We start from the raw sequence: 17,544 nt of genomic DNA, 5'->3' as shown, positions 1-17,544 counted from the left end.
AAAAACTACGGCATTGATAATCATTTTCAATATCATTTAATTAACTATAATGAACCAACTGCTTACGCGGCATTAACAGCTGTGCCGCCCGACAATAATGGAGAGGATTATGAGTTATACACTGCCATCCCTGCCGTATGCCTACGACGCACTGGAACCGCATTTCGACAAGCAGACGATGGAAATCCATCACACTAAACACCACCAGACCTATGTGAACAACGCGAACGCCGCGCTGGAAAGCCTGCCAGAGTTCGCTAACCTGCCTGTTGAAGAGCTGATCACCAAGCTGGACCAGCTGCCAGCGGACAAGAAAACCGTGCTGCGTAACAACGCGGGCGGCCACGCAAACCACAGCCTGTTCTGGAAAGGCCTGAAAACCGGTACCACCCTGCAGGGCGACCTGAAAGCGGCTATCGAGCGCGACTTCGGTTCCGTTGACAACTTCAAAGCGGAGTTCGAGAAAGCCGCTGCAACCCGTTTCGGCTCCGGCTGGGCGTGGCTGGTACTGAAAGGTGACAAACTGGCGGTTGTTTCTACTGCTAACCAGGACTCCCCGCTGATGGGTGAAGCGATCTCTGGCGCATCCGGCTTCCCAATCCTGGGTCTGGACGTGTGGGAACACGCTTACTACCTGAAATTCCAGAACCGTCGCCCGGATTACATCAAAGCCTTCTGGGACGTGGTTAACTGGGACGAAGCAGCAGCACGTTTCGCCGCTAAAAAATAAGGTTGCATTGACGCCTGTGAGAAGCGAGTCTGATGGCTCGCTTTTTTTGTATCTGCGTAATGGAGGCAGCGATGCATTATCCGGTGAATGTATTTACAGGCAAGGTAAGGGAGTACGACGGCAGCCGCCCGAGCGCCATCGCCAAAATTCAGGTCGACGGTGAGCTGACGTTAACCGACCTCGGGCTTGCGGGTGACGAGCAGGCAGAAAAGAAAATCCACGGCGGGCTCGAGCGCGCGCTGTGCCACTATCCGCGCGAACACTATCAGTACTGGAAAAACGAGTTCCCCGAACAGGCGGATCTCTTCGTTGCCCCCGCGTTTGGCGAGAATCTCTCCACTGAAGGGCTCACCGAAAAGAACGTGTTTATTGGTGATATCTACCGCTGGGGCGATGCCCTGATCCAGGTGACGCAGCCGCGCTCGCCGTGCTTCAAGCTCAACTTCCATTTCGGTATTCATGACATGTCGGCTCAGATGCAAAGCGTGGGTAAAACCGGCTGGCTGTACCGGGTGGTGCTGGCAGGGCAGGTCTCAGCAGATGCGCAGCTCGAGCTGGTATCACGCCTGAGTGAGGTGTCTGTTTACGACGCCTGCGCCATTGCCTGGCATATGCCGTTTGATGACGAGCAGTATCATCGCCTGCTGTCGGCGGCGGGGCTATCGACCAGCTGGACAAGAACGATGCAGAAGCGACGTTTAAGCAGCAGAATCGAAGATAACTCCCGGAGATTGTGGGGTAAGTAGTGTCCTTCATCCCGGCCCTCTCCCCTTCGGGGAGAGGGTTAGGGTGAGGGGGTTACGAACGCTTGTACAATGGTAGCCACAGCGTTAACCGTAGCCCACCCAGCGGGCTGTCGTCGGCTTTGACCCAGCCGCGGTGCTGTTGCATGGCGGTTTCCACAATCGCCAGACCCAGCCCCGTGCCGCCGGATTCCCGGTCGCGCGCCTCATCGGTACGATAGAACGGACGGAAAATCTGCTCGCGATCTTCCGGGCTGACGCCAGGACCGTCGTCGTCGACAATGACGGTGATCCCGTCTTTATCCACCGAGAACGCCACCTCAATCTTCGTATGCGAGTAGCGCAGGGCGTTACGCACGATATTCTCCAGCGCGCTTTCCAGCGCATTGGGGTTACCGTAGAGCGGCCACGGGCCCGGCGGGAAGTTGACGGTGAAGGATTTGCCCATCTGCTCTGCTTCGAATGCCGCGTTGTCCAGCACCTCGTGCCAGAGGTGATTCGCTTTCACCGTTTCGCTAACCAGCGCGTTTTTCTGCTGATTGCGGGACATGACCAGCAGATCGTTAATCATGCTGTCCAGGCGGTGAGCTTCCGTTTCAATCCGCTCCAGCTCTTTGCTTTCCCCGCTGCGACGGCGCAGCAGCGCGGTGCCAAGCTGTAAGCGCGTAAGCGGGGTACGCAGCTCGTGCGAGATATCCGACAGCAGGCGCTGCTGTGCAGTCATCATGCGATCGAGAGCGCTCACCATCTGGTTAAAACTGGTCCCGGCGGCAAGGAACTCCTGCGGTCCGGCTTCCAGTTCAGGGTGTTGTCGCAGGTTACCCTGTGCCACCTCATCGGCGGCGTTCTTCAGCTTACGCGCCGGTTTTGCCAGGCTCCACGCCAGCCACAACAGCAGCGGCGAGCTGACCAGCATGGTGACAATCAGCAGCAGGAGAGGGCGGTCAAACAGCAGGTTGATGAAGTCGGACTGAGAGCTGCTTGCGGGGCGAATCAGGTAGAGCTGGTAATTATCCTCTCCGTCTCTGACGGAGAAAGGCCCCACCATCTCTACGCGGCCATATTTCTTCTTCTGGGGATGATCGGCGTTATCCGCCTGGCCAATGAAGTTGCGGATAATCTGCATTTCATTACGATCGGCACCAATGACGCGGCCTTCGCTGGTCACCAGCAGCAGGCGTTGTCCGGGCGGGGCCCACTTGTCGATAGCGCGAAACAGCCTGCGCCACCACATTAAATCGTTCGGCGGATCGTTTGCCAGCTCGGCTTCAACATGTTGCTCGATCATCACGCCCTGACGTTGCTCGCTGTCGAGAAGCTCCGTCATCTGGCGTGAGTCAAGTTTTGGCAACATCAGTACGAGCATTAAAACCAGTGCCAGCGTCAGCCAGAAGATGGCGAAGATGCGGGCGGTTAAGCTTCCTATCATGAAGCGGAAACCATCAGATAACCGCGACCACGCAGGGTTTTAAACCATGGGTGACCGTCTTTACGCTCAGGCAGCTTACGGCGCAGGTTAGAGATGTGCATGTCGATGGCGCGGTCAAACGGGGTGAGGCGTTTGCCCAGCACTTCCTGGCTTAGATGTTCACGCGAAACCACCTGGCCGAGGTGCTGCGCCAGCAGATATAGCAGGGTGAACTCCGTGCCGGTTAGTTCCAGCGTCTGGCCATCAAAGCTCGCTTCCTGACGGCCCGGGTTGAGGCTCAGGGAGTCGACTTCTAGAGTAGGTGAGCTGTTGTCGGTATTTTGCTGCTGTTCGCTCCAGTGGGAACGACGCAGGATAGCGCGAATACGGGCAACCAGTTCACGGTCATTAAACGGCTTTGGTAAATAGTCATCCGCGCCCAGCTCAAGGCCGAGTACGCGATCAAGTTCACTGCCGCGCGCGGTCAGCATGATTACGGGAGTCTGGTGTGTCTGGCGAAGTTCTTTCAACGTATCAATACCGTTTTTCTTCGGCATCATCACGTCGAGCAAAAGTAAATCGATGCTGTCGTCAAGGAGACTCAGCGCCTGCTCGCCATCATGGGCAACCAGGACGTTGAAACCTTCCATGTCGAGCAACTCCTTTAAAAGGGATGTGAGCTCTCGGTCATCATCAACTAACAGGATTTTATTCATTGTTTAAATACCTCCGAGGCAGAAATTACGACATCAAGGCTGTCTAATCCATGACTTTACGTTGTTTTACACCCCCTGACGCATGTTTGCAGCCTGAATCGTAGACTGTCTCTCGTTGAATCGCGACACGAAAGATTTTTGGGAGCAAGTGATGCGCAAAGTTACCGCTGCCGTCATGGCCTCAACGCTGGCGTTCAGTGCGTTTAGCCAGGCTGCTGAAGCTATCATCAGCGATAACAGTCCCTTACAAGAGGGCGCAACGCAGAACAGCAGCCAAAGCCATATGTTTGACGGCATAAGTTTAACCGAACATCAGCGTCAACAGATGCGAGATCTGATGCAGAGGGCGAGACACGACCAGCCCCCTGTTAATGTTAGCGAAATGGAGACAATGCATCGCCTTGTCACCGCAGAAAATTTTGATGAAAGCGCTGTGCGCGCTCAGGCCGAAAAAATGGCACAGGAACAGGTTGCCCGCCAGGTAGAGATGGCGAAGGTCCGCAACCAGATGTTCCACCTGCTAACGCCCGAGCAGCAAGCGGTTTTGAATACGAAACATCAGCAGCGAATGGACCAGCTGCGTGAGGTTGCACGGATGCAGCGAAGCTCAGAAACGACGTTTTTCAGTAGCAATAGCAGTACCCGTAGTAACCAGTAAACCCTGTTTTCCTTGCCATAGACACCATCCCTGTCTTCCCCCACATGATGTGGGGGTTTTTTTTTGCCCCGCATCTCGTCTGTTAACCGTTTATTCATCCTTTGACTCCCCATGCTTCCGTTATACTAGCGGCATAACATGACAGGAGCGTTTATGAATCAATCCTATGGAAGACTGGTCAGCCGGGCCGCCATTGCGGCGACCGTCATGGCCTCCAGCCTGTTATTGATTAAAATCTTTGCGTGGTGGTATACCGGCTCGGTCAGTATTCTGGCGGCGCTGGTGGACTCGCTGATGGATATTGCCGCCTCGTTGACCAACCTGCTGGTGGTGCGTTACTCGCTGCAGCCAGCGGACGAAGAGCACACGTTTGGGCACGGCAAAGCGGAGTCGCTGGCCGCGCTGGCGCAAAGTATGTTCATTTCCGGCTCTGCGCTGTTCCTGTTTTTAACCGGCATTCAGCATCTCGTTTCGCCAACACCGATGAACGATCCCGGCGTGGGCGTCGTTGTGACGATAGTCGCGCTTATATGCACCCTTGTTCTGGTAACGTTCCAGCGCTGGGTTGTTCGCAAAACGCAAAGCCAGGCTGTACGGGCGGATATGCTTCATTATCAATCTGATGTTATGATGAATGGGGCTATTCTTATTGCGCTCGGTCTGGCTTGGTATGGCTGGCATCGCGCCGATGCGTTGTTTGCGTTAGGGATTGGTATCTATATTTTATATAGCGCCCTGCGGATGGGGTATGAAGCGGTGCAATCACTGCTTGACCGCGCCCTCCCGGACTCAGAACGTAATGAAATTTTTTCTATCGTGACCTCCTGGCCCGGCGTCAGCGGTGCACACGATCTTCGAACGCGGCAGTCAGGGCCGACCCGCTTTATACAGATTCATATTGAAATGGAAGACAACCTGCCACTGGTACAGGCTCACGTTATTGCTGAGCAGGTCGAGCAGGCGATTTTGCAGCGTTTTCCTGGTTCAGACGTCATCATTCACCAGGATCCCTGCTCGGTTGTACCCGGTCATGTTGGGCTTTCGTAATTCGTTGTAAAAAAGTGAGCCAGGCCAGCATTTTGTGTATAAATTACCGCCGTTTGGTCTGACCTGAATCAATTCAGCTGGAAGGGATTGATATACTATTTGCAGTATTCGTTGGTCGATAAGTTTCTTCCGGCAACAGATTTCAATTTTGCATTCCTAAGTTCAGAGGTAGTCATGATTAAGAAAATCGGTGTGTTGACAAGCGGCGGTGATGCGCCGGGCATGAACGCGGCAATTCGTGGTGTTGTCCGTGCAGCGCTGACGGAAGGCCTGGAAGTTTTTGGCGTTTATGACGGTTATCTGGGCCTGTATGAAGATCGTATGGTTCAGCTCGACCGCTACAGCGTGTCTGACATGATCAACCGTGGCGGTACTTTCCTCGGTTCTGCGCGCTTCCCGGAATTCCGCGACGAACACGTTCGTGAAGTGGCTATCGAAAACATGAAGAAACGTGGTCTGGACGCCCTGGTGGTTATCGGTGGTGACGGTTCCTACATGGGTGCAAAACGTCTGACCGAAATGGGTTTCCCGTGCATCGGTCTGCCTGGCACCATCGACAACGACATCAAAGGCACTGACTACACTATCGGCTTCTTTACTGCACTCGGTACCGTTGTTGAAGCGATTGACCGCCTGCGTGACACCTCGTCTTCTCACCAGCGTATCTCTATCGTTGAAGTGATGGGTCGTTACTGTGGCGACCTGACGCTGGCGGCTGCCATTGCGGGCGGTTGCGAATTTATCGTCGTGCCAGAAGTCGAATTTAGCCGTGAAGATCTGGTGGCTGAAATCAAAGCGGGCATCGCGAAGGGTAAAAAACACGCGATCGTCGCTATCACCGAGCACATCTGTGACGTTGACGAGCTGGCGAAGTACATCGAAGCCGAAACCAAACGCGAAACCCGCGCGACCGTACTGGGTCACATCCAGCGTGGCGGTTCCCCAGGCCCTTACGACCGTATTCTGGCGTCCCGTATGGGCGCGTACGCGATCGATCTGCTGCTGCAGGGCCACGGCGGCCGCTGCGTCGGTATTCAGAACGAAAAACTGGTTCACCACGACATCATCGACGCGATTGAAAACATGAAGCGTCCGTTCAAAGGCGACTGGCTGGACTGCGCGAAAAAACTGTACTGATCGGCTCTGTTGCCCGGTGGCGGCAAGGTAAATGCAAAACGGTAACCCTTGGGTTACCGTTTTTTTTTATGTTTGCTCCCTCTCACGTGGGAGAGGGATGGGGTGAGGGCATCATGCCGCTCATACCCCTCTTTTATTCCACTACGTTATAGCCAATCTTTTTTTATTCTTTAATCCTCGATTCGCTTTCTGGCACGCTGCATTCATCAAAACACTACACAAGAGAGCTGGGCGATGAATAAATGGGGCGTGGGTTTAACATTATTGCTGGCATCGACCAGCGTTCTGGCTAAGGACATTCAGTTATTAAACGTGTCATACGACCCGACGCGTGAACTGTACGAGCAATACAACAAAGCGTTTGCGGCGCACTGGAAGCAGGAAACCGGCGATAATGTCGTAGTTCGCCAGTCTCACGGAGGTTCTGGCAAGCAGGCGACCTCCGTCATCAACGGCATTGAAGCCGACGTGGTGACCCTGGCGCTGGCCTACGATGTCGACGCGATCGCCGAGCGCGGTCGCATCGACAAAAACTGGATCAAACGCCTGCCGGATAACTCCGCACCCTACACCTCGACCATCGTCTTCCTGGTGCGTAAAGGCAACCCGAAACAAATTAAAGACTGGAACGACCTGATCAAACCTGGCGTTTCTGTGATTACCCCGAACCCGAAAAGCTCCGGCGGTGCTCGCTGGAACTACCTGGGCGCATGGGGTTACGCGCTGCATCACAACAACGGCGACCAGGCCAAAGCGCAGGAGTTCGTGAAGGCGCTGTATAAAAACGTTGAGGTGCTGGACTCCGGCGCGCGTGGTGCCACCAACACCTTCGTCGAGCGCGGGATTGGCGACGTGCTGATTGCATGGGAAAACGAAGCGCTGCTGGCGACCAACGAACTGGGTAAAGACAAATTCGAGATCGTGACCCCGAGCGAATCGATTCTGGCTGAGCCGACCGTTTCCGTGGTCGATAAAGTGGTTGAGAAGAAAGATACCAAAGCGGTGGCGGAAGCTTACCTGAAGTATCTCTATTCGCCAGAGGGCCAGGAAATTGCGGCGAAAAACTTCTATCGTCCACGCGATCCGGCTGTTGCGAAGAAATACGAAAGCGTATTCCCTAAACTGAAACTCTTCACCATCGATGACGAGTTCGGCGGCTGGACGAAAGCGCAGAAAGAGCACTTCTCTAATGGCGGTACCTTCGACCAAATCAGCCAGCGCTAACCATTAGCCTGTGACACGGTGACCCGGCGTGAGAAATCCGCCGGGTTTTTTATTTGGTCATCATTTTGCGTTACTCTTTTGCCTCAATCGAAAACAGGGAACGCGTTGTGAAAAAAATTATCTTATTGATCCTCCTTGTCATCGCCCTTGCCGCTGGCGGTGTGTACTGGATGAAGGCGGGTAATCCGAATGCGTTAAGACATATCGTTCTCGACCAGTGTGTGCCGAATCAGATCCAGAATCGTAACCCGGCACCGTGTGCGCAGGTGAAAACGGATGCAGGCTATGTGATATTTAAAGACCGCAACGGGCCGCTGCAATACCTGCTGATGCCGACCTATCGCATCAACGGCACCGAGAGCCCGCTGTTGACCGAAGCGCATACGCCGAACTTTTTCTGGCTGGCGTGGCAGTCGCGCAGCTTTATGACCCTGAAGCGTGGAGCCGAGGTGCCTGACAGCGCCATTTCGCTGACGATTAACTCCCCGACAGGGCGCACGCAGAACCACTTTCATATTCATATCTCCTGCCTTCGCCCGGACGTGCGCGAGAAGCTCAACGCGGCACAGGGAGAAATCAGCACCCAGTGGCTGCCTCTTCCTGGGGGACTGGAAGGACATGAGTATCTTGCTCGTCGGGTGACGGAGAATGAACTGGTCCAGCGCAGCCCGTTTATGATGCTGGCAGAAGAGCTGCCGGAAGCGCGCGACCATATGGGGCGTTTCGCACTGGCGATGGCGCAGCAGTCTGATGGTTCGTTTGTGTTGCTGGCGACCGAGCGTAACCTGCTCACGCTTAACCGCGCGTCTGCGGAGGAACTGCAGGATCATCAATGCGCTATCCTGAAGTAACCCCACCATAAATCGCGTTTACTCGGGCTGCCTGTCACCGTAGACTTGCTGAAAAATTCTACAGGAGACAGGTATGTCGCTCTGGTCAACGTATCCTCTGCTGCTGCCCTCACTGATCGTTGGCGTCACCATCGTGCTGTGGGCGACGTCGCTATTGCCGGAATTCATCACCGCGCTGCTGTTCTTCACGGCGGCAATGACTGCGAAGATCGCCCCGCCGGAGGTCATCTTTGGCGGTTTTGCCTCGTCTGCTTTCTGGCTGGTCTTCAGCGGATTCGTGCTCGGCGTGGCTATCCGTAAAACCGGACTGGCAGACAGGGCCGCCAGGGCGCTGTCGGCAAGGCTCACCGACTCCTGGGTGTTGATGGTGGCGAGCGTGGTGCTGCTGAGCTACGCGCTGGCGTTTGTGATGCCGTCGAATATGGGACGTATTGCGCTACTGATGCCGATTGTCGCCGCGATGGCGAAACGCGCCGGTATCTCAGACGGCTCCCGCGCGTGGTTTGGTCTGGCGCTGGCGGTAGGGTTTGGGACTTTCCAGCTTTCGGCGACGATTCTGCCTGCTAACGTCCCTAACCTGGTGATGAGCGGTGCGGCGGAAGGCTCGTACGGCATCCATCTGAACTATGTCCCTTATCTGCTCCTGCACACGCCGGTGCTGGGCGTTCTCAAAGGCCTGATTCTAATTGGCCTCATCTGCTGGCTATTTCCCGGCAGCCCAAAACCGCCTAAGGAACAGGCGCCGTCTGAGCCTATGGGGCGGGACGAAAAGCGTCTTGCCTGGCTGCTGGCGGTGGTGCTGGGGATGTGGGTTACGGAGAGCTGGCACGGCGTGGGGCCCGCGTGGACGGGGCTGGCGGCGTCGATCATCGTTATGCTGCCGCGCATTGGTTTCATTACCGGGGAAGAGTTTTCTGCGGGGGTGAATATGCGCACCTGTATCTACGTTGCCGGTATTCTGGGGCTGGCGATCGTCGTGACGCAAACCGGTATCGGAACGGCGGTGGGCGAGGCGTTGCTCCGCATTATGCCGCTGGATGCAGACCGACCGTTCACCAGTTTCCTGGCGCTGACCGGTATTACCACCGCACTCAACTTCATTATGACCGCCAACGGCGTTCCGGCGCTGTATACCACTCTGGCGCAGAGTTTTTCGGACGCGACCGGTTTCCCGCTGCTGTCGGTGATCATGATTCAGGTGCTGGGTTATTCCACGCCGCTGTTGCCCTATCAGGCGTCGCCGATTGTGGTGGCGATGGGGTTAGGAAAGGTGCCTGCCAGGGCGGGGATGGTGCTTTGTCTGGCGCTGGCTATTGCAACGTATCTGGTGCTGCTGCCGCTGGATTATCTGTGGTTTAGCCTGCTGGGACGGCTGTAAAAAAGCCCGGTGGCGCTGACGCTTACCGGGCCTACAGAACCGTAGGGCGGGTTAGCGAAGCGCCACCCGCCACAAAGGCAATTACGCCTGTTTAGCCGCTTCTGCCGCTTTAACGATCACCGCGAAAGCGTCCGCTTTCAGGGATGCACCGCCAACCAGCGCGCCATCGATGTCTGGCTGGGTGAACAGCTCAGCAGCGTTGGAAGCGTTAACGGAACCGCCGTACTGGATAATCACTTGCTCAGCGATTTTGGCGTCAGCTTTCGCAATGTGGTCACGAATGAATTTGTGAACAGCCTGAGCCTGTGCAGGGGTTGCTGATTTGCCGGTACCGATCGCCCAGACTGGCTCGTAAGCGATAACCGCGCCTTCGAACGCTGCCGCGCCCTGGGTTTTCAGCACTGCGTCGATCTGACGTGCGCACACTTCTTCAGTTTTGCCCGCTTCGTTTTCTGCTTCGGTTTCACCGATGCACAGAACCGGGATCAGACCCTGCTCTTTCAGCACGGCGAATTTCTTCGCGATGAACTCGTCGGATTCTTTGTGATAGGTGCGACGCTCGGAGTGGCCGATGATGATGTATTTCGCGCCGATATCTTTCAGCATTTCAGCGGAGGTTTCACCGGTGAACGCGCCAGACAGGTTAACGTCAACGTTCTGCGCGCCCAGAATGATGTGGCTGCCGTCAGCGGCACGTTTAGCCAGATCCAGGTACATATCCGGCGGAGCGATAGCAACCGCGCAGCCGGTCACGCCAGCTAGCTCTTTACGCAGGTTCGCAACCAGTTCGTTTACCATGTGGCGGCTGCCGTTCAGTTTCCAGTTACCCATCACTAAAGGATGTCGCATTTCAATTCTCCACGCTAAATAAGCGAATTAAGGAATATGGCCACCCTGTCGGGCAGCATGGTCTGTGAATCAGTATAGAGATTTTCCCTCGAAAGGCTTTGCTTTTTGTCATTAATTCGCCCCGCCGAGAGTGTCAGATAGTGCCAGCTTAATCGGTTCAACAGCGAAGGTCAGTCCTTTTTCGCCGTTGTCCGCCACAACATAGCGGATCGCGCCTTCGGTATCGGCGTAGTAACGCTTGTTTTTCCCGGCGGTAAGGAGTTTCTGCAGCTTTTGCTGGCTTTGCTTTTTCGTCAGTGCCGGGGTAAACGCCTGCAGGACCGCGCTCATATACTCAAGCGCTTTCGCCTTAGCGGCTTTCTGCTCTGGCCCCTGTATCGGCAGCCAGGTGATTTGCATGCTTTTGATTTTTAACGTTCCGCGCTCCAGCGCCGTCGAGGCATACAAATTCTCATTAATCTTGCTTGCCGCACGAGTCAGTGTGGGGGTATCGCGGGAGCCATCAATGGCGCGAAACTCATCCAGCGGCAGCGTGGGGTTGGCCTGATTGAAGGCTTCACGAAACTGGCTGATGGACTGATCGAACGACGGGGCGCCCGCCAGCAGATACGGCGCTGTGGTGGGGGCAGTGGTTTCGGCGGCGTGCAGGGGAAAACCCGCGCTGAGCACCGCTAAACACAGGAAAAGAGAATGTGCCGAACTTTTCATCAACATTGTCCCTGGCCGTAAGTGCTCATGATTAAAACGATATCTGGTCGGCTTGTCAAAAGGTCACAACTCCAGGGTAAAATGCGCGCTATACGATAATAAGGAACCTTACATGACCATACAGCAGTGGCTGTTTTCATTCAAAGGGCGTATTGGACGCCGTGATTTCTGGATCTGGATGGTGACGTGGGTTGTCGCCATGCTGCTTCTGTTTTTCGTTGCTTACAACGCATGGCTGAGCACGCAAACGGCGGCCTTCGCGCTGGTCTGCCTGCTATGGCCAACGGCGGCTGTTGTTGTTAAACGCCTGCACGACCGCGGTCGTTCCGGCGCGTGGGCATTTCTGATTATTCTGGCGTGGATGCTGGTTGCGGGGAACTGGGCGATGCTTCCGTCCATCCTGCCGTGGGTTGTGGGCAGGCTGCTGCCTTCGGTCATCTTCGTGATGATGATTGTCGATCTGGGTGCGTTTATCGGCACCCAGAGCGAAAACAAATACGGTAAAGATACCGTTGAGGTGAAATACCGCTGATCACCAGTAGTGTTCAGCGGTCATATGGCCCGGCCGGCGGCGAAGATGTTTCGTCATCTGCCGGGTATCCTTCAGAAGCTGCTGCGTGTCCCGTACCATCTGCGGGTTGCCACACAGCATGACGTGGCTGGTTTCAGCGTTCAGCGGCAAACCCACCGCCTCTTCCAGGGCTCCACTCTCAATTAACGCCGGCACGCGACCGGTCAGCGTTCCAGCTACGGTTTCGCGGCTGACCACCGTCTGAATCTTTAACTTGCCGCCGTACTGCTGCTCCAGCGCCTGCATCTGCGGCAGGTAGCTCAGGTCTGCAGCGTAGCGCGCAGCGTGCACCAGCACGATGTTTTTAAAGCGCTCCAGATCTTTGCCGTACTGCAAAATAGAGAGATAAGGGCCGATGGCCGTACCGGTTGCCAGCATCCAGAGCGTGTCACAATCCGGGATCTCTTCGAGTACAAAGAAGCCTGCCGCTTCACTCACAATTTGCACGTCGTCGCCGGGCTTAAGGGCGGCAAGGCGCGGGCTGAGTTTACCGTCAGGAACGGTGACCAGATAGAATTCGAGATCCGGGTTATCAGGCGCGTTAACGTAAGAGTAGGCGCGCTGCACGCGCTCTCCGTCGACATCCAGTCCCAGCTTCGCAAATTGCCCGGCTTTAAACGGGTGAACGGGAGCATGTACGGTGAGACTAAATAGCGCATCGGTCCAGAACTGTACCTTTGTGACTTTACCTGTTACCCAGTCCGCCATGATCTTCTCCTGTGCTGTTTCTCTGTTCTATCTTCCGTACTTGTGGTGACAATTTCCAGCCCGCCAGGGCCGGAAAGCTCTATCGATCAAACGGTTTTACAGAATGTGCGTCTGCACGTCCGGGTCTTTGCGGTCGAGATAGTGGATAGACTGGATGCGACGAATGGTGCGTGATTTACCGCGGATCAGCAGCGTTTCGGTGGTCGCCATATTGCCCTTGCGGGTGATGCCGTCCAGCAGATCGCCTTTGGTGATGCCGGTCGCCGAGAAGACCACGTTATCGCTACGGGCCATCTCGTCCAGCGCGAGCACTTTATTGGCCTCGATGCCCATCGCTTCGCAGCGCGCCAGCTCATTTTCTCCGATACGGCGGTTCTCTTCGCTGTCGCCTTTCACCTCGTGGCGGGGCAGCAGACGGGCCTGCATATCGCCATCGAGCGCGCGGATCACTGCCGCAGAGACCACACCTTCCGGTGCGCCGCCGATGCCGTACAGCACGTCTACTTCGCTGTCCGGCATGCAGGTAAGGATCGAGGCGGCAACGTCACCGTCCGGAATGGCAAACACGCGCACGCCGAGCTTTTGCATCTGCGCGATGGTGGCGTCGTGGCGCGGTTTCGCCAGAATCGTCACGGTGAGTTCGCTAAGGGGTTTGCCCAGGGCTTTGGCGACGTTGTGCAGGTTCTCTTCCAGCGGCAGGCTAAGGTCGATTGCGCCTTTCGCGCCAGGACCGACAATCAGCTTTTCCATGTACATATCCGGCGCGTTAAGGAAGCAGCCTTTATCGCCCACGGCCAGCACCGCCAGGGCGTTGGCCTGACCCATTGCGGTCATGCGGGTACCTTCGATCGGGTCGACGGCAATATCCACGGCATCGCCTTTGCCGGTACCGACTTTTTCACCAATATAGAGCATTGGCGCTTCGTCGATCTCGCCTTCGCCGATCACGATGGTGCCGTCGATGTTGACCTGATTAAGTACAATGCGCATGGCATGGACGGCTGCACCGTCTGCGGTATTTTTATCGCCACGACCCAGCCACTTATAGCCTGCAAGGGCTGCCGCTTCGGTGACGCGGGAAAACTCGATAGCAAGTTCACGTTTCATGAGGTACTCGTGCAATCAAAAGGAATTGCACGAAGTTTATCACAGAGTGGGGAGGGGTGTTTTAAGTCCCCTCTCCCCTTTGGGGAGAGGGTTAGGGTGAGGAGAAAGTATGTCTTACTCCTCGTGTTCTTCCCACGCCAGGGCGCGTTTCACCGCTTTCTTCCAGCCGCTGTAGCGGAAGTTACGCTCGGTGGTTTCGATGCCCGGGCGGAACTCGCGTTCGATAACCGCTTTTTCCTGCAGCTCGTCCAGGTTCTGCCAGAAGCCTACCGCCAGACCGGCAAGGTACGCCGCACCCAGCGCCGTCACTTCGCGCACTTCAGGGCGCTCAACGCGGGTGCCCAGAATGTCGGACTGGAACTGCATCAGGAAGTTATTCGCTACCGCACCGCCGTCCACGCGCAGGGCGTGCAGACGAATGCCGGAGTCCGCCTGCATCGCTTCCAGCACGTCTCGGGTCTGGTAGGCGATGGATTCCAGAGTGGCGCGAATAATGTGGTTAGAGTTCACGCCACGCGTCAGTCCGAAAATCGCGCCGCGTGCATACGGATCCCAGTAGGGGGCGCCCAGACCGGTGAATGCAGGCACCACGTACACGCCGTTGGTGTCTTTCACTTTGGTGGCGAAGTACTCGGAGTCGAATGCATCGCTGATCAGCTTCATCTCGTCACGCAGCCACTGGATAGACGCACCGGCCATGAACACAGCACCTTCCAGGGCATAGTTCACTTCGCCGCGCGGGCCGCAGGCGATGGTGGTCAGCAGACCGTTTTCTGATTTCACCGCTTTCTCACCGGTGTTCATCAGCATAAAGCAGCCGGTGCCGTAGGTATTCTTCGCCATCCCTTCCTTGACGCACAGCTGGCCGAACAGCGCCGCCTGCTGGTCACCGGCGATACCGGCAATAGGAATACGGGTGCCACCTTTACCGCCGATGTTGGTCTGGCCGTAAACCTCAGAAGACTTGCGCACTTCAGGCAGCATCGCGCGTGGGATATCCAGCGCGTCCAGCATCTTGTCATCCCACTCCAGGGTGTTGATGTTGAACAGCATGGTACGCGAGGCGTTGGTGTAATCGGTGACGTGGACGCGTCCCTGGGTCATCTTCCAGATAAGCCAGGTGTCAACGGTACCGAACAGCAGCTCGCCGCGTTTTGCACGCTCGCGTGAACCTTCCACGTGGTCGAGGATCCACTTCACTTTGGTGCCGGAGAAGTATGGGTCAACCACCAGGCCGGTGGCGCTGCGCACGTAATCTTCCATACCGTCGCGCTTCAGCTGTTCGCAGATCTCAGAGGTACGGCGGCACTGCCAGACGATGGCGTTGTAAATCGGCTTACCGGTTTCGCGTTCCCAGACGATCGTCGTTTCACGCTGGTTGGTGATACCAATCGCGGCAATCTCGTCGGAACTGATATCGGCTTTCGCCAGCACTTCGACCAGCGTGGAGCTTTGTGACGCCCAAATCTCCATCGGGTCGTGTTCTACCCAGCCTGGACGAGGATAAATTTGCTCAAATTCGCGCTGTGACACGCTGACGATGTTCGCGTCATGATCCATTACGACAGCGCGGGAGCTGGTAGTGCCCTGGTCGAGCGCAACGATATATTTTTTTTCGGTCATGGTATGTGTCCCGTAGTCAGATTACAGCGAAGCTTTTTGTTGTGCGGTAGAAGTCGTTTCCTTCTCATCTTCCACACAGGTGTCGCACGGTAAGTGGCGACCAATTAATTTGCGGTAGCTAAACGCACCCAGCGCAGCCCCGACAACCGGCGCAAACAGCGGCACCAGGAAGTAAGGAATGTCTTTGCCACCTGTGAAGGCGACATCGCCCCAGCCTGCGATAAAGGCGAACGCTTTTGGTCCGATATCACGTGCCGGGTTCATCGCGAAGCCGGTCAGCGGGCCCATGGATGCGCCAATTACCGCAATCAGCAGGCCAATCAGCAGGGGGGCCAGCGGGCCGCGCGGAATGCCGTTTCCGTCGTCGGTCAGCGCCAGGATAACGCCCATCAGAATAGCGGTAATCACCATTTCAACTGCGAACGCCTGCACAAAATTGATGTGCGGGTTTGGATAGGTTGAGAAGATGCCTGCCAGATCCAGACTTTCGACGCTACCGCGCACCATATGATGCGTCTGTTCGAAGTCGATGAAAAGATTGTAATAAAGCCCGTAAACTAACGCCGCTGCGCAAAACGCGCCGGCAAATTGAGAAAGAATGAAAGGAACAACTTTGCGTCCGTCAAAGCACGCGAACAGCCACAGTGCGATTGTCACCGCCGGGTTAAGATGTGCACCAGAAACCCCTGCAGTCAGGTAGATGGCCATCGCCACGCCCAGACCCCAGATGATACTGATTTCCCACTGACCAAAACTGGCACCCGCCACTTTCAGTGCAGCGACACAGCCCACTCCGAAGAATATCAACAACCCGGTACCAAGGAACTCGGCAATGCACTGGCCTTTTAAGGTTGATGTCTGACTCATAATCGGAATCCTGAAGAAATTGATGTTTATTGTTAGCATGGCCACCCGTGACAGCCACGATGCCCTGTAGACATAGTGTTAATTTATCGTTAACGAGCAAAAACGAGAAATATCGAAATCAAAATGTGTGGTCTGCGTCAATAAAATGAGCGTTTTCGCGCCATAAAGCACATTTTTGCAGCAGTACAGGATCAGTGCAGGAATGTGAGCTGAATCATTTCATTAACGAATCAGTTAACAATTTAGGGGTATATGACGCGAACACACCAGGACCAGACCTAAAAGTGTTGCAAACCGCGATCTGCGCGGTGTGTCGCTGGACACAGAGCGCCGCGCTCCATACAATCGACGGTATATGTCGTGCGCGTTTATGTTAAAGCGTCGCCTTGCAATTCAGGAGAGGTAGCATCATGTCTTTAGAAGTGTTTGAGAAACTGGAATCGAAAGTACAGCAGGCGATTGACACCATCACCCTGCTGCAGATGGAAATTGAAGAGCTGAAAGAGAAGAACAACAGCCTGGCGCAGGAAGTTCAGAACGCGCAGCACGGCCGCGAAGAACTGGAGCGCGAAAACAACCAGCTGCGCGAGCAACAGAACGGCTGGCAGGATCGCCTGCAGGCGCTGCTGGGACGTATGGAAGAAGTGTGATCCCCGCTGGGATAAACCAGGGACAAAAAAACCGCCACATTGCTGTTGGCGGTTTTTTTATGGTTCACGCTGACGGTTTAATTACTCGATATCCAGCGGATCTTCGGAAAGGATAATGCCGGTATTATCAGCGTAGAGATGGTCGCCTGAGAAGAAGGTCACGCCGCCGAAATTGACGCGCACGTCGCTTTCGCCGATGCCGTCACCCGCCGCCCCTACCGGTATGGCCGCTATGGCCTGAATCCCGATATCCAGATCTTCCAGATCGTCCACCTGGCGCACGGAACCGTACACCACAAGGCCTTCCCACTCATTCTGAACGGCAATGCCGGCCAGTTCAGCATCAATTAATGCCCGGCGCACGGAACCGCCGCCGTCGACCACAAGAACGCGGCCGCGGCCGTTCTGTTCGAGCAGATCGTACAGCAACCCGTTGTCCTCGAAACATTTCACCGTGACGATTTGACCGCCAAATGATGACCGCCCACCAAAGTTGGAGAACAGCGGTTCAACGACGTTGACATCTTCCTGGTAGATGTCACAAAGCTCGGAGGTATCGTATTTCATAG

Annotated in this window: 19 protein-coding genes; 10 read left to right on the top strand and 9 right to left on the bottom strand. The window is 55.6% G+C overall.

The annotated features are described in order from the left end of the window. The first annotated feature begins 109 nt into the window (after window positions 1–109). Together sodA and yiiM are read left to right on the top strand one after the other, a co-directional pair. Window positions 110–730, top strand: coding sequence for a superoxide dismutase [Mn] (gene sodA / locus KGP22_RS21915; protein WP_003861999.1), 621 nt, complete (start codon window positions 110–112; stop codon window positions 728–730). Between the two features lie 71 nt (window positions 731–801). After that, window positions 802–1,476, top strand: coding sequence for a 6-hydroxyaminopurine reductase (yiiM, locus tag KGP22_RS21910; protein WP_149367368.1), 675 nt, complete (start codon window positions 802–804; stop codon window positions 1,474–1,476). Between the two features lie 52 nt (window positions 1,477–1,528). Here yiiM and cpxA read toward each other — a convergent pair whose 3' ends face one another. Together cpxA and cpxR are read right to left on the bottom strand one after the other, a co-directional pair. Then, window positions 1,529–2,902, bottom strand: coding sequence for an envelope stress sensor histidine kinase CpxA (gene cpxA / locus KGP22_RS21905; RefSeq protein ID WP_045329509.1), 1,374 nt, complete (start codon window positions 2,900–2,902; stop codon window positions 1,529–1,531). Beyond that, on the bottom strand, window positions 2,899–3,597 hold the full coding sequence (cpxR, locus tag KGP22_RS21900; protein ID WP_006179159.1) for an envelope stress response regulator transcription factor CpxR: 699 nt from the start codon (window positions 3,595–3,597) through the stop codon (window positions 2,899–2,901). The genes cpxA and cpxR overlap by 4 nt, the downstream gene beginning before the upstream one ends. Window positions 3,598–3,748: 151 nt before the next feature. Here cpxR and cpxP point away from each other — a divergent pair, with 151 nt between their 5' ends. The 6 genes from cpxP to KGP22_RS21870 all read left to right on the top strand — a co-directional run bounded on the left by cpxP (window position 3,749) and on the right by KGP22_RS21870 (window position 9,892). Then, window positions 3,749–4,255: a cell-envelope stress modulator CpxP gene (gene cpxP, locus KGP22_RS21895; RefSeq protein WP_111963954.1), complete on the top strand. Its 507-nt coding sequence runs from the start codon at window positions 3,749–3,751 to the stop codon at window positions 4,253–4,255. A gap of 153 nt (window positions 4,256–4,408) precedes the next feature. Further along, window positions 4,409–5,302, top strand: a complete 894-nt coding sequence (fieF, locus tag KGP22_RS21890) for a CDF family cation-efflux transporter FieF (protein WP_023309697.1) — start codon at window positions 4,409–4,411, stop codon at window positions 5,300–5,302. A 174-nt stretch (window positions 5,303–5,476) separates the two neighbouring features. Then, window positions 5,477–6,439 carry a 6-phosphofructokinase gene (pfkA, locus tag KGP22_RS21885; RefSeq protein ID WP_023309696.1) on the top strand — a complete coding sequence of 321 codons (963 nt, stop codon included), beginning with the start codon at window positions 5,477–5,479 and terminating at the stop codon, window positions 6,437–6,439. Between the two features lie 234 nt (window positions 6,440–6,673). Then, on the top strand, window positions 6,674–7,663 hold the full coding sequence (locus tag KGP22_RS21880; RefSeq protein ID WP_029741703.1) for a sulfate ABC transporter substrate-binding protein: 990 nt from the start codon (window positions 6,674–6,676) through the stop codon (window positions 7,661–7,663). Window positions 7,664–7,770: 107 nt separating this feature from the next. Continuing rightward, a complete protein-coding gene (locus tag KGP22_RS21875; RefSeq protein ID WP_111963956.1) occupies window positions 7,771–8,514 on the top strand; it encodes a CDP-diacylglycerol diphosphatase in 744 nt (247 codons plus the stop codon). A 73-nt stretch (window positions 8,515–8,587) separates the two neighbouring features. After that, on the top strand, window positions 8,588–9,892 hold the full coding sequence (locus KGP22_RS21870; RefSeq protein ID WP_223580773.1) for an SLC13 family permease: 1,305 nt from the start codon (window positions 8,588–8,590) through the stop codon (window positions 9,890–9,892). 81 nt (window positions 9,893–9,973) lie between these two features. Here the strand turns inward: KGP22_RS21870 and tpiA are convergent, their stop codons facing one another. Then, a complete protein-coding gene (tpiA, locus tag KGP22_RS21865; protein WP_223580771.1) occupies window positions 9,974–10,741 on the bottom strand; it encodes a triose-phosphate isomerase in 768 nt (255 codons plus the stop codon). Window positions 10,742–10,852: 111 nt separating this feature from the next. Further along, window positions 10,853–11,449 (bottom strand): DUF1454 family protein, encoded by a 597-nt coding sequence (locus tag KGP22_RS21860; RefSeq protein WP_111963958.1) that lies wholly within the window; start codon window positions 11,447–11,449, stop codon window positions 10,853–10,855. A 112-nt stretch (window positions 11,450–11,561) separates the two neighbouring features. Here KGP22_RS21860 and KGP22_RS21855 point away from each other — a divergent pair, with 112 nt between their 5' ends. Continuing rightward, window positions 11,562–11,981: a DUF805 domain-containing protein gene (locus KGP22_RS21855; RefSeq protein ID WP_023293600.1), complete on the top strand. Its 420-nt coding sequence runs from the start codon at window positions 11,562–11,564 to the stop codon at window positions 11,979–11,981. On the opposite strand, the gene fpr is transcribed toward KGP22_RS21855, so the two are convergent. The 4 genes from fpr to KGP22_RS21835 form a co-directional block, all read right to left on the bottom strand. Continuing rightward, a complete protein-coding gene (fpr, locus tag KGP22_RS21850; RefSeq protein WP_149367356.1) occupies window positions 11,982–12,728 on the bottom strand; it encodes a ferredoxin--NADP(+) reductase in 747 nt (248 codons plus the stop codon). Window positions 12,729–12,824: 96 nt separating this feature from the next. Next, on the bottom strand, window positions 12,825–13,835 hold the full coding sequence (gene glpX, locus KGP22_RS21845; protein ID WP_115876985.1) for a class II fructose-bisphosphatase: 1,011 nt from the start codon (window positions 13,833–13,835) through the stop codon (window positions 12,825–12,827). A 114-nt stretch (window positions 13,836–13,949) separates the two neighbouring features. Beyond that, on the bottom strand, window positions 13,950–15,458 hold the full coding sequence (gene glpK / locus KGP22_RS21840) for a glycerol kinase GlpK (RefSeq protein ID WP_223580769.1): 1,509 nt from the start codon (window positions 15,456–15,458) through the stop codon (window positions 13,950–13,952). 21 nt (window positions 15,459–15,479) lie between these two features. Further along, the gene (locus KGP22_RS21835; RefSeq protein WP_047174104.1) at window positions 15,480–16,325 is read right to left on the bottom strand and encodes an MIP/aquaporin family protein; all 846 of its coding nucleotides are present in this window, start codon (window positions 16,323–16,325) and stop codon (window positions 15,480–15,482) included. Between the two features lie 410 nt (window positions 16,326–16,735). Between KGP22_RS21835 and zapB the strand changes: the two genes are divergently transcribed. Then, complete coding sequence (gene zapB, locus KGP22_RS21830; protein WP_010436935.1) at window positions 16,736–16,975, top strand: septal ring assembly protein ZapB; 240 nt, start codon at window positions 16,736–16,738, stop codon at window positions 16,973–16,975. Window positions 16,976–17,056: 81 nt separating this feature from the next. Here the strand turns inward: zapB and rraA are convergent, their stop codons facing one another. Beyond that, window positions 17,057–17,542, bottom strand: a complete 486-nt coding sequence (gene rraA, locus KGP22_RS21825; RefSeq protein WP_023309687.1) for a ribonuclease E activity regulator RraA — start codon at window positions 17,540–17,542, stop codon at window positions 17,057–17,059. Window positions 17,543–17,544: the final 2 nt, after the last annotated feature.

The organism is Enterobacter sp. JBIWA005 (genome assembly GCF_019968805.1).
GTDB lineage: Bacteria > Pseudomonadota > Gammaproteobacteria > Enterobacterales > Enterobacteriaceae > Enterobacter > Enterobacter vonholyi.
Note: the sequence above shows the minus strand (reverse complement) of the source record. Positions and strands in the feature narration are given on the sequence as shown.

Excerpts from the sequence above, each read along its gene's own strand:
- cpxR (WP_006179159.1), bottom strand. The coding sequence starts at position 3,597 with ATGAATAAAATCCTGTTAGTTGATGATGACCGAGAGCTCACATCCCTT.
- zapB (WP_010436935.1), top strand. The coding sequence starts at position 16,736 with ATGTCTTTAGAAGTGTTTGAGAAACTGGAATCGAAAGTACAGCAGGCG.
- tpiA (WP_223580771.1), bottom strand. The coding sequence starts at position 10,741 with ATGCGACATCCTTTAGTGATGGGTAACTGGAAACTGAACGGCAGCCGC.
- yiiM (WP_149367368.1), top strand. The coding sequence starts at position 802 with ATGCATTATCCGGTGAATGTATTTACAGGCAAGGTAAGGGAGTACGAC.
- KGP22_RS21835 (WP_047174104.1), bottom strand. The coding sequence starts at position 16,325 with ATGAGTCAGACATCAACCTTAAAAGGCCAGTGCATTGCCGAGTTCCTT.
- glpX (WP_115876985.1), bottom strand. The coding sequence starts at position 13,835 with ATGAAACGTGAACTTGCTATCGAGTTTTCCCGCGTCACCGAAGCGGCA.
- fpr (WP_149367356.1), bottom strand. The coding sequence starts at position 12,728 with ATGGCGGACTGGGTAACAGGTAAAGTCACAAAGGTACAGTTCTGGACC.
- KGP22_RS21860 (WP_111963958.1), bottom strand. The coding sequence starts at position 11,449 with ATGAAAAGTTCGGCACATTCTCTTTTCCTGTGTTTAGCGGTGCTCAGC.
- rraA (WP_023309687.1), bottom strand. The coding sequence starts at position 17,542 with ATGAAATACGATACCTCCGAGCTTTGTGACATCTACCAGGAAGATGTC.
- pfkA (WP_023309696.1), top strand. The coding sequence starts at position 5,477 with ATGATTAAGAAAATCGGTGTGTTGACAAGCGGCGGTGATGCGCCGGGC.
- KGP22_RS21855 (WP_023293600.1), top strand. The coding sequence starts at position 11,562 with ATGACCATACAGCAGTGGCTGTTTTCATTCAAAGGGCGTATTGGACGC.
- glpK (WP_223580769.1), bottom strand. The coding sequence starts at position 15,458 with ATGACCGAAAAAAAATATATCGTTGCGCTCGACCAGGGCACTACCAGC.
- fieF (WP_023309697.1), top strand. The coding sequence starts at position 4,409 with ATGAATCAATCCTATGGAAGACTGGTCAGCCGGGCCGCCATTGCGGCG.
- KGP22_RS21880 (WP_029741703.1), top strand. The coding sequence starts at position 6,674 with ATGAATAAATGGGGCGTGGGTTTAACATTATTGCTGGCATCGACCAGC.
- cpxP (WP_111963954.1), top strand. The coding sequence starts at position 3,749 with ATGCGCAAAGTTACCGCTGCCGTCATGGCCTCAACGCTGGCGTTCAGT.
- sodA (WP_003861999.1), top strand. The coding sequence starts at position 110 with ATGAGTTATACACTGCCATCCCTGCCGTATGCCTACGACGCACTGGAA.
- KGP22_RS21870 (WP_223580773.1), top strand. The coding sequence starts at position 8,588 with ATGTCGCTCTGGTCAACGTATCCTCTGCTGCTGCCCTCACTGATCGTT.
- cpxA (WP_045329509.1), bottom strand. The coding sequence starts at position 2,902 with ATGATAGGAAGCTTAACCGCCCGCATCTTCGCCATCTTCTGGCTGACG.